This window comes from Pseudoalteromonas sp. BSi20495 (assembly GCF_000241185.1).
GTDB lineage: Bacteria > Pseudomonadota > Gammaproteobacteria > Enterobacterales > Alteromonadaceae > Pseudoalteromonas > Pseudoalteromonas fuliginea.
This window is the reverse complement of the sequence record NZ_BADY01000078.1, coordinates 1-9,014: the sequence shown is the minus strand read 5'-3', so window position 1 is coordinate 9,014 and position 9,014 is coordinate 1. Positions and strand designations below refer to the sequence as shown.

Annotated in this window: 10 protein-coding genes; 6 read left to right on the top strand and 4 right to left on the bottom strand. The window is 36.9% G+C overall.

The window, feature by feature from the left end; genetic code table 11:
* Together P20495_RS22295 and P20495_RS09465 are read left to right on the top strand one after the other, a co-directional pair.
* The coding region (locus tag P20495_RS22295) for a hypothetical protein (protein ID WP_033015826.1) at positions 1-257 on the top strand (257 nt) is incomplete at its 5' end.
* A gap of 707 nt (positions 258-964) precedes the next feature.
* Entirely contained in the window at positions 965-1,483 is a 519-nt protein-coding gene (locus P20495_RS09465) for a GNAT family N-acetyltransferase (RefSeq protein ID WP_008136471.1), read from the top strand.
* Positions 1,484-1,836: 353 nt separating this feature from the next.
* Here the strand turns inward: P20495_RS09465 and bcp are convergent, their stop codons facing one another.
* Positions 1,837-2,316 (bottom strand): thioredoxin-dependent thiol peroxidase, encoded by a 480-nt coding sequence (gene bcp / locus P20495_RS09470; RefSeq protein ID WP_008136470.1) that lies wholly within the window; start codon positions 2,314-2,316, stop codon positions 1,837-1,839.
* 11 nt (positions 2,317-2,327) lie between these two features.
* Complete coding sequence (locus P20495_RS09475) at positions 2,328-2,861, bottom strand: glycine cleavage system protein R (RefSeq protein WP_007375924.1); 534 nt, start codon at positions 2,859-2,861, stop codon at positions 2,328-2,330.
* Between the two features lie 360 nt (positions 2,862-3,221).
* Here P20495_RS09475 and bamC point away from each other — a divergent pair, with 360 nt between their 5' ends.
* Together bamC and P20495_RS09485 are read left to right on the top strand one after the other, a co-directional pair.
* Positions 3,222-4,280, top strand: a complete 1,059-nt coding sequence (gene bamC, locus P20495_RS09480) for an outer membrane protein assembly factor BamC (protein WP_008136468.1) — start codon at positions 3,222-3,224, stop codon at positions 4,278-4,280.
* Between the two features lie 66 nt (positions 4,281-4,346).
* Positions 4,347-5,717, top strand: a complete 1,371-nt coding sequence (locus P20495_RS09485; RefSeq protein WP_008136465.1) for a YjiH family protein — start codon at positions 4,347-4,349, stop codon at positions 5,715-5,717.
* 36 nt (positions 5,718-5,753) lie between these two features.
* On the opposite strand, the gene P20495_RS21605 is transcribed toward P20495_RS09485, so the two are convergent.
* Both P20495_RS21605 and P20495_RS09490 read right to left on the bottom strand, forming a co-directional pair.
* On the bottom strand, positions 5,754-5,900 hold the full coding sequence (locus tag P20495_RS21605; RefSeq protein WP_008136463.1) for a DUF2897 family protein: 147 nt from the start codon (positions 5,898-5,900) through the stop codon (positions 5,754-5,756).
* A 94-nt stretch (positions 5,901-5,994) separates the two neighbouring features.
* On the bottom strand, positions 5,995-6,531 hold the full coding sequence (locus tag P20495_RS09490) for an acyloxyacyl hydrolase (protein ID WP_007375920.1): 537 nt from the start codon (positions 6,529-6,531) through the stop codon (positions 5,995-5,997).
* Positions 6,532-6,774: 243 nt separating this feature from the next.
* Between P20495_RS09490 and P20495_RS09495 the strand changes: the two genes are divergently transcribed.
* Both P20495_RS09495 and P20495_RS09500 read left to right on the top strand, forming a co-directional pair.
* Positions 6,775-7,368: a phospholipid-binding protein MlaC gene (locus P20495_RS09495; protein ID WP_007375919.1), complete on the top strand. Its 594-nt coding sequence runs from the start codon at positions 6,775-6,777 to the stop codon at positions 7,366-7,368.
* 218 nt (positions 7,369-7,586) lie between these two features.
* The gene (locus tag P20495_RS09500; protein WP_008136461.1) at positions 7,587-8,924 is read left to right on the top strand and encodes an ankyrin repeat domain-containing protein; all 1,338 of its coding nucleotides are present in this window, start codon (positions 7,587-7,589) and stop codon (positions 8,922-8,924) included.
* Positions 8,925-9,014: the final 90 nt, after the last annotated feature.

Here is a 9,014-nt window from a genome sequence, read left to right as displayed (position 1 = left end):
AATATAAAGAACTAGAAAAATTGATATTAAGCCTCCAAGACGTCCTATTTCTAATTTCCATTAAACTCAAAAAATTACAATTTCGTAGCAATCATTCTAAACTGCTAGCAGAACGCATAACTGAAAATACGTATTATAAGCTGTTTATTGAAGGTAAGTTCGACACTTGGGATCAGCTAGATAAAGTAGATTATTATGAATTACAGAGAAAGCTTCGCCTGATTGTTGATGAGGTTATAGGGTCTCTTAAGTTTTAGTTACCCTTTGGGCTGCTAAACTTGTGAAAAGCCTTAACAGCTCTTTTTAAACAGGGTTGTATTAGTAATGTCGACTCCTGTTTTAATCGGGTAGGCTAAATTATCTTTTTAGTCCGTTAGATCCCCGAAACACCGCACGGCCAACCAATTTAATTCTAAACCCATACTGTAACCAAAGGGGTCACCCATTAGAAAATTCCGGTCAAGCAGGTAGCTGTGTTTTCTTGATCTTTTTATTCAAAAACCAAGTGTTCTTATTATTTAAACTCAATTTAAATATGACTACGCACCTAGTAATGACGTCGATTGGTGTGAATATGCACCAGTCACTCATATGAATTTAGGCAGTTTGATTAAGCATTATTAATGATTAATTAAGGCCCTTGGCTTTCGCCTCAGTCATCGTTTAGTACCAATGTCAGTCAAGTTTCTGGCTGTGTTTACACACTGCGCTGTAACAAGTCTGTGAAACCAAAGCGTTCATACATCAAAATTATTATTTATCCATTTATCCCTCGATCATACTTTTATTTAACCAAAACATTTAATAACTAGTATAAAAAAGCGTTGCTCTAGAGTAATGCCTTTCTGTATATTTTTAATAGCTCAAAGGCTATTCAGCCGTTAAATAAGTTTGGGGCTACTTAATAGTGATCTTTAGTTTTAAACTTATAACTATAAAAATCAATACTTACAAGGAAGAACACTTGCATATCCAAATTGCAGAACACATTAAATTAGCTCCTTTAGTGGAAAGCGATGCTGCGGACATTTTAAAGACTGTTAATTTAAGTCGGGCAGGTTTAGGTGAATTTTTGCCTTGGGTAGAAGGGGTAAACAATATCGAATCAGCTAAAAAGTACATACTCGACAGAGTCAACAGCGGGCTAAATGGTTCGCGGTGGTTTAAAATTTATTATAAAGATAATCTGAGTGGCATTTTTGCAGTTAAATCTATTTGTCCTGAGTTGAATGTAGCGGAGCTTGGTTACTGGTTAAGTAGTGATGCACAAGGAAATGGTATTATCAGTCAAGTAATCGCAAGAGTGCCAAGCATACTCAAAAATACAAGCGCTAAAGTAATTGAGTTTAGATGCTTAGAACAAAATGTAGCTAGCATTAAAATTGCTTTAAAATCAGGTGCAAGTTTAGTTGGTACTATTCCAAACTTTGTATCGGTTGATAATACACTACAACAACTTAATATATATCAAGTGGCTTTATGAATAACCCTGAATACCAGACTCTCCAGTAATAACTCTGTCTATTTAATGACTTTTCTCATCAATCTCTTTCCCACAATTATAACAATCGTTAGTGGGGAGCTTATAACTACCTAGATTCAAATTGTAAGCGCATTACTTGGTTTTTCTTACAGGCAGGGCAGGCGTAATTAATTACAGAAACCAAAGGGGCCAAACCTTGACTTCATACGTTAAAATTATTGATCATTTTTGCCGTTTGATCCAGCTCTTACTTAATCGAAATATTTAATAACTAGCATAAAAAAGCGTTGCTCTTGAGCAACGCTTTTCTGTATTTGTCTAATAGCTGGTAGTTAACTTACTCAGCCGTTAGCTTATTCTGCTGCAAGATAATTCAACACTACTTGATGATGATCTTTGGTTTTAAACTTATCAAATAGGTGTTTTATTTTACCGTCTTGGCCTACTAAAAACGTCAGGCGGTGAATACCATCGTATTCTTTACCCATAAATTTTTTGTAGCCCCATACACCAAATGCTTCAGCAATGGCGTGGTCTTCATCGGCTAATAGGTCAAAATTAAGCTCTTTTTTAGTTTCAAAGTTTTTAAGGCGCTTAATTGGATCTGGGCTAATACCTACAACGCGGGTATTAAATTTAGCAAGCTCTGCTTGTTGGTCACGTAAGTTCTCGGCTTGAACCGTACAGCCAGGCGTTGACGCTTTAGGGTAAAAGTACACAAGCACTTGTTGCTCTTTTAACAGCTCGCTTAATTTTACTGTTTCGTCGTTTTGGTTTTGTAGGCTAAAAGCGGGTGCTGTATCGCCAGCTTGTAATGGACTAATTGTGTTCATGTTTAGCATCCTTAACGAATTCGTTTAAAAATATAATCTACGTTTAGCGTGTGAGAAAGGCTCTCGAAACTAATTTTAAATTGATCTATATCTACATCAACCGGTATGTTGAATTCAAGTTCACAACGCATTTTAATGTCGTCCTCTTGAGAGTAGGTATCTGATTTTAGTGAGCAAATGCTAATGTTGCTGTCGGCAAAAAAGCGCGTTACTTTACTTAGTGTCCCCGGTGTGTCGATCCCTGTGTATTCGAGGGTATAACCGGCACAAAATTCACTGGGTGTATGACTGGCGGTGCGCTTCATCATGGTAAGCAGGCCAAGTTCCATGGCTTTAGTAGGGAGTACGTGTTCAATACGGCTAATAGCTGACATGTCGCCATTGAGTAACATTATAAAGGTAAATTCGCAGCCTAAAATAGCGATACGGCTATCTATAATATTACAGTGGCAGTCGCTAACTAATTGTGTAAGTTCGCTCACAATACCCGGCCTATCTTCGCCAATAGCAGTTAACACAATTTGATGATTTGAAAATGCAGTCATGGGTTAAAATACCTAAGTTACTTGGATTATAACAACGCAATGGGCAACGCAACTAAATACACTTGAGAAGTTGCACGGCGGCGAAGTTTAACACAAAACACTCTATAAACTACAATGCGGGCTAATTAAGCGCTTTTAAAGTGCGGTGTTTCTTGTTTTTACTGGCACAGGAAAGTACCATAGCTAAAATTTGCTTATTTGCACTTAGATTTTTTCTAAGTTGAAGTGCTGAACTTTATTGCAATTAGGCAGCCAAATAATAAATGTAAAGTTAATATTGATTTTACACTGAACCAAATCGGCATAACCCACTCATATACTTGTTAAAACAATTAAAGGGTATGCTAAGGAGAAATATCTGTGCAGTATTGGATCCCAAAAGCACTTGCTGTAAGTGTATTGGTAAGTTTATCAGGGTGTAGTGTATTTACTAACGATGCACATAATGAGCGTAATTACCGCACGCATGAGCCAGTTAAAGCGCCAGCGTCTCTATCGCAACCAGCCCAAGATCCCGTTTATAAAATGGATATAGGTCAATACGATAATAACCCTGTGGCTACAAACTATCGTCCACCTGCTCAGGTTCTTACGGTAGCTAAGGGCAGCTGGGTTGAAGAAACAGATAAACTGGCTCGTGTTTATTTTGATAAAAATGATGGCATTGACGATTTAGATGAATTTGTTTGGGATTCAATTAAAGCCGTTTTAGCTGACAATAACGTAAGTGCAACCAAAGAAGATAAACTGTTAGGTGTTATTGAAACTGATTGGTATTCAATTATTAAAACAGAAGAAAGCTGGCTTTGGGGCAGTGACGAGAATGCTGATTTAGAAAAATTCAAGTTTACTATTGAAGAAAAATCACATCAGCGAACTGCGTCTTTGCGTGTTGATTTAATTGATTTTAAAGGTGATAACGCATTAACCGATTTACTTAAGCAGCAATTAGAAGTGCGCGCGCTTAACCAAGTAGTGAGTGAATTTGATTACCGTTACCGTCAGTTAGAAGTCGATTTACGTAAACGCCAAGGTATTATTTCACTTGAAATGGGCTTTGATAATAAAGGCAATGCGGCACTGGTTACTGAGCAATCTTACGATGCAGTATTTGACCGTTTCTCTGGCTTTTTAGAGCGTTTGTCATTCACTATTGTTGAAATTAACCAAGATACAGGTTTAATCACAGCTGATTATAAAGCACCAGAGAGCAGCGTTTGGGATTCTATTTGGGGCGACGAAGTTACTCAATTACCTATTGATGAAGGGCAATACCAAATTTTAGTGAGTAAAACTAAAGAAGGTGGTACAAGCTTAACGTGGATGGATGATAAAGGCGAAACGCTTGAACCAGGTACTATGAACGGTTTACAACAAGCATTAGAAGCGGCACTCATTCAGCGCGGCATTAAAATTTAAATAAGAATAAATTTTTACTACAAAAAGAGCGCTAAGCTCTTTTTGTGGTTTTTATAGGTTAAAAATATGTCTCAATTACCGACTTCTACGCAGTACGATTGGCGTACTTGGTTTACGTTTTTAGTACCTTCACTAATTGGTGTTTTTTTGTTTATGACACCGGTTTCTACCGGTGAAGTAATGACTATTCCTATCGCTATGATGGCTAAAGCAATGCAAGTTTTTTTTGCAGATTCAGCACAGGCTATTATTACGTTAATTATTTGCGCTACGGGCTTACTTTCATTCGTTGTAAGTGTATTTAAACCGCAAGTTATTTGTAAAATTCCACTTTTAAATCATTTATTCAACGTTAGTTGGATTTGGCTGGTTACGCGTTTATTTGGCACTGTGTTTGTGTTAATGACGCATTTAAAAGTAGGGCCACATGCCGTTATTTCTGAAAATACAGGGGCATTGGTGTTAAATGATTTACTGCCTGTATTGTTTTCGGTATTTATACTTGCTGGCCTGTTACTGCCTTTATTACTTAATTTTGGTTTGCTTGAGCTAGTTGGGACTTTATTAACGAAAGTTATGCGACCTTTGTTTGGTGTACCAGGGCGCAGCGCTGTTAACTGTGTGGCATCGTGGTTAGGTGATGGTAGCGTAGGTATTTTAATGACGGCTCGCCAATACGAAGATAAGTACTACACACAACGCGAAGCCGCTATTATCGGCACTACTTTTTCTGCTGTATCTATTACTTTTTGTTTAGTAGTTATTGGCCAAGTTAAACTTGAGTACTTATTTGCACCGTTTTATTTAACGGTATGTTTAGCGGGTGTTGTGGCTGCTATTATTGTGCCTCGTTTACCTCCATTACGCTTTAAAAAGGATGTATTAATTGATGGCTCAAAGCCTGATGCTAACGCGGAGTTAGTTCCAACGGGTAAAACACTGTTTGGCCATTCTTTAGATGTTGCACTCGCTAAAGCAGATAAAGCCCCAGGTTTTGTCGGTACTGTTAAAGAGGGGGTACATAATGCACTGGATATGGTTTTTGCTGTGTTGCCAGTGGTTATGGCTGTGGGTACTTTTGCGTTAATTATTGCTGAATACACGCCAATTTTTCAGTATTTGGGGATGCCATTCATTCCGTTTTTAGAATTACTGCAAGTACCAGAGGCTGAAGCAGCTGCACAAACTATTATGGTCGGTTTTGCTGATATGTTTATTCCGTCAATATTAGCAGCCGGTACTATTGAGAGCGATGTAACGCGTTTTATTATTGCAGCTATGAGTGTTACTCAACTTATTTATATGTCTGAAGTTGGTGCGTTGCTGTTAGGCAGCAAAATACCGGTTAATATATTTGAATTGTTTGTGATATTTATTTTGAGAACGTTAATTACTCTACCAATTATTGCTTTTATGGCGCATTGGTTAGTTGGTTAAATAGAACGATTTAATGAATTAAAAAGCCCTGATTAATCAGGGCTTTTTTGTATCTGTTGTATTTTTTATATTGGCGTTGGGCTTTTTAAACTCCTGTTTTTCAGAGAGTCTAATCAGCGCAATATTACCAATGATAATAGTAAAAACAACGGCGACAATAATTACAATATGCCAAGTTTGCATCGCAGTATCACTTAATATTTAGTACGTTTAAGTGTGACCGTTTCACGCTATAACATCAATAAAATAACTAAAAAATACAACCAATAAATTGCTTTTAAAAACGCCTAGCGATCGAAAGCGTTAAAAAATTAAGGCCTGGGTTTGGCTCTTTAAATCCTGCGTTTGAATAGTGAATAACTCTAAGTGCCACGTTGGTTTTTCCAAGGTCGGCAACAAGGCCAATACGGTCTTCAAACTGGTAGTGGGTGCTGATGTTTTTACCTGCAAATTGAGTTTCATCAATCAATGACACACCAATACCAGCTTCAACGTAAAATGGTGTGTTATTGAAACTAAACGCCGGAAACTGTAATACAGGCGACATGGCTAAAACTATGTTCGATTGTGTTTCATCGCCGTGCCGATATTCCCACATATTTACACTTGTCTCAAAATAAAATCGCGCATCACCAATGAGGCTTTGCATACTAGGCGCATGGTATTGGTAGGCTATTTTTACGCCATTGACATTACCTTCGCCTTTAAGAAAGTCTACAGCGTAACCGTGATCCGATTGGGCAAAAGCAAGTTTGCCAAAAAACGAAATTACTAATAAAAAAGAGATAAAAAATATTTTAAGTGACGTTTTCATAGATACCAATTCTGTTTAATTCAAAGTGATATCCAAATGATAAGGGCGAGCAGTTAACAAATTCAATGAGGACAAAATGCCGGTTGTTTATGAGGTGTTAATATAAAATAGTAACTACTTGAATTATATTTGGTTATTTTATTGGTGCTGTTTAGGCACTAATAAGTTGCTTATTTGCTTCTTTTTTATTGCGTATAGTTCGCGTAAATTACAATCATCTTAATCACACAGACAAAACTTATTATGAAACTAATTAAACTATTACTGCTAGGCACTGCATTTTTAAGCAGTTCTCTTTTTGCACAAGAACAGCAATCCCCAGATCGACTTTTAGAATCAGTTGCTAATACGTTATTCGCCGATATAGGCAAAGTAAATGCAAAAGGGAATGCAAGTAAAGAAGCAATGTCTGAGATTGTTGAAAAACGTTTAATGCCACATATTGATGTTAAGTTTGTCTCGTTTAAATTATTAGGTAAGCATATTAAAGGGATTGAGCGCGAGCAAGCAGTTCAATTTATAGATGCAGTAGAGCATTATTTAACGGGTACTTATGCTGGTGCATTAATGAAATACACGGGTCAAAAGGTTGTATTTGAACGTAATAATGCAATAAGCGATTCTGAGTATGCAACGGTTAATACACAAATTATTGAGCCTAATGCACCAACAATAGATTTAAGCTTTAAGCTTCGATTAGGTAAAAACAATGAGTGGAAAGTATACGATATTGTTGCTGAGGGTATTTCGTTATTAAGCGCTAAGCAAAAAGAGATTATTCAACGTATTTCAGATGTAGGTTTAGAGCAAGTTACTAAAGAGTTAAAAAATAAATAACGATTTTGTCTGGCTCTGATTAAGCCCAACTCCAACCTCAAAAACAGCCAAGTACTTATGTACTTGGTTGTTTTTATAATTTCATTTATTCATCGACTTTGCTCTAGCGTGGCGATCAAGGTGTGGTAGAATATCAGTTCTTTGATTAAGCGTGGTGTCAGCTAAAAACTGTTATAACTGACCACTCACCCGAGCTACACTGGAGTTGTGTTGTTTTAATGGAAAATGTACTGATTTGGCCAAAGGAATACCCGTTACTGATTAAAGGACTTGTAGAACAAAACGGTGCCTTTATTTTAGATGCGTTAGAAGCTTGGCCTGCTTGTCGTTCTACTAATGAAGATGATGGTGTTTGCACCACTGTTTTGCCGCCTATTTATTATTTGGCGTGGCTAACTCCACTTGAACCTTTTGAAGAGTGCTTTTTTCAACATATTTCTGAATATGACGAAGATGCGCAAGCGTATATTAGTGCAGTTAAAAGCCACTACTACGATAATGAATATACCCCTGAAAGTTTAGTGCTAATGCTTTGCGAGCGATTAGAGCAGTACGCAAGTATTGCCACGCAAAATGATATTAGTACGCCTCTGTCGTTACTCGGTTTGTTTTTTAGTAAGCGTTATTTTACGTTAATTGAACATGCCTTAAGTAATGGCAGTAAACTCTCTGCTGTTGACACGCTATCACTCTGGAAAGAAGTTGATTTTAGAGAACGCTTAAGTGCATTTATTCCAGAGTCTATTGCTGATTTAGATGTGCTTTGTGAACTTGCTAGCGAAAAAGTGGCAACGGGTAAAGACTATTTTACGTTGCTTACGCAGGTATCTCCTGACGTTGATTCTGTTGTTCTTTTAGAGAAAGCTTTATTAACTCACTTGCGTAAAAAAACAGCCAAACAAACCATGGCTATGCGCTTTATTGAACAAGGTGCTACAGGTGTTCTTGCCGATGAAAATAATAAAACAGCATTTATGTGGGCAGCTGAAAAAGGCTTTGTAAATGTTGTGGAAACATTACTTTCAAAGCAAGATAAAAAAGCGACTGACAATTTAGGGAATACAGCATTACATTATGCTGTACTTGCTAAAAATGAATCATTAATGGTGTTGTTACTTAAAAGTGGCTACGACTTTAGAGCGCGTAACAACGAAGGGTTAAGCTGCTACCGTTTGGCCGTTAATATTAAGGCTAATAACTTAGTTAAATGCTTAGAACGTGACTTTGGAATTAAAGAGTTGTCGCCTGAAGGTCAATTTGATCGTATTAAAAAGGTGCATGCTTTACATGCTATTGTGACGTTGTTTTTACCGTTACAATTGTTTTTCTTTTTTGATGAAACAATTACTATAAAAAGCGAACTAACGCTTACGTTAACCATGATTGCAGTGGTGTGTTTTTTCTTTGCAACCACTCTAAAGCGTTGTGCTTTATATCCTCATATAAAACACCCTTGGGGTTTGTTTATACTTAGGGTATTTTCTTTGGTTAGTTTAGTTGCTCAGCTGGGTTTAGCTGGTATTGTGACCCTCACTGCTTTGAGTGATTTAGTTTAGCAAATGCCAACCTATAAAATATTTGAATAAATTGACCTTATATAAGCAGGTTTTTGTAAGTGTAAAAACAGTCAAATTATTTATAAAAAA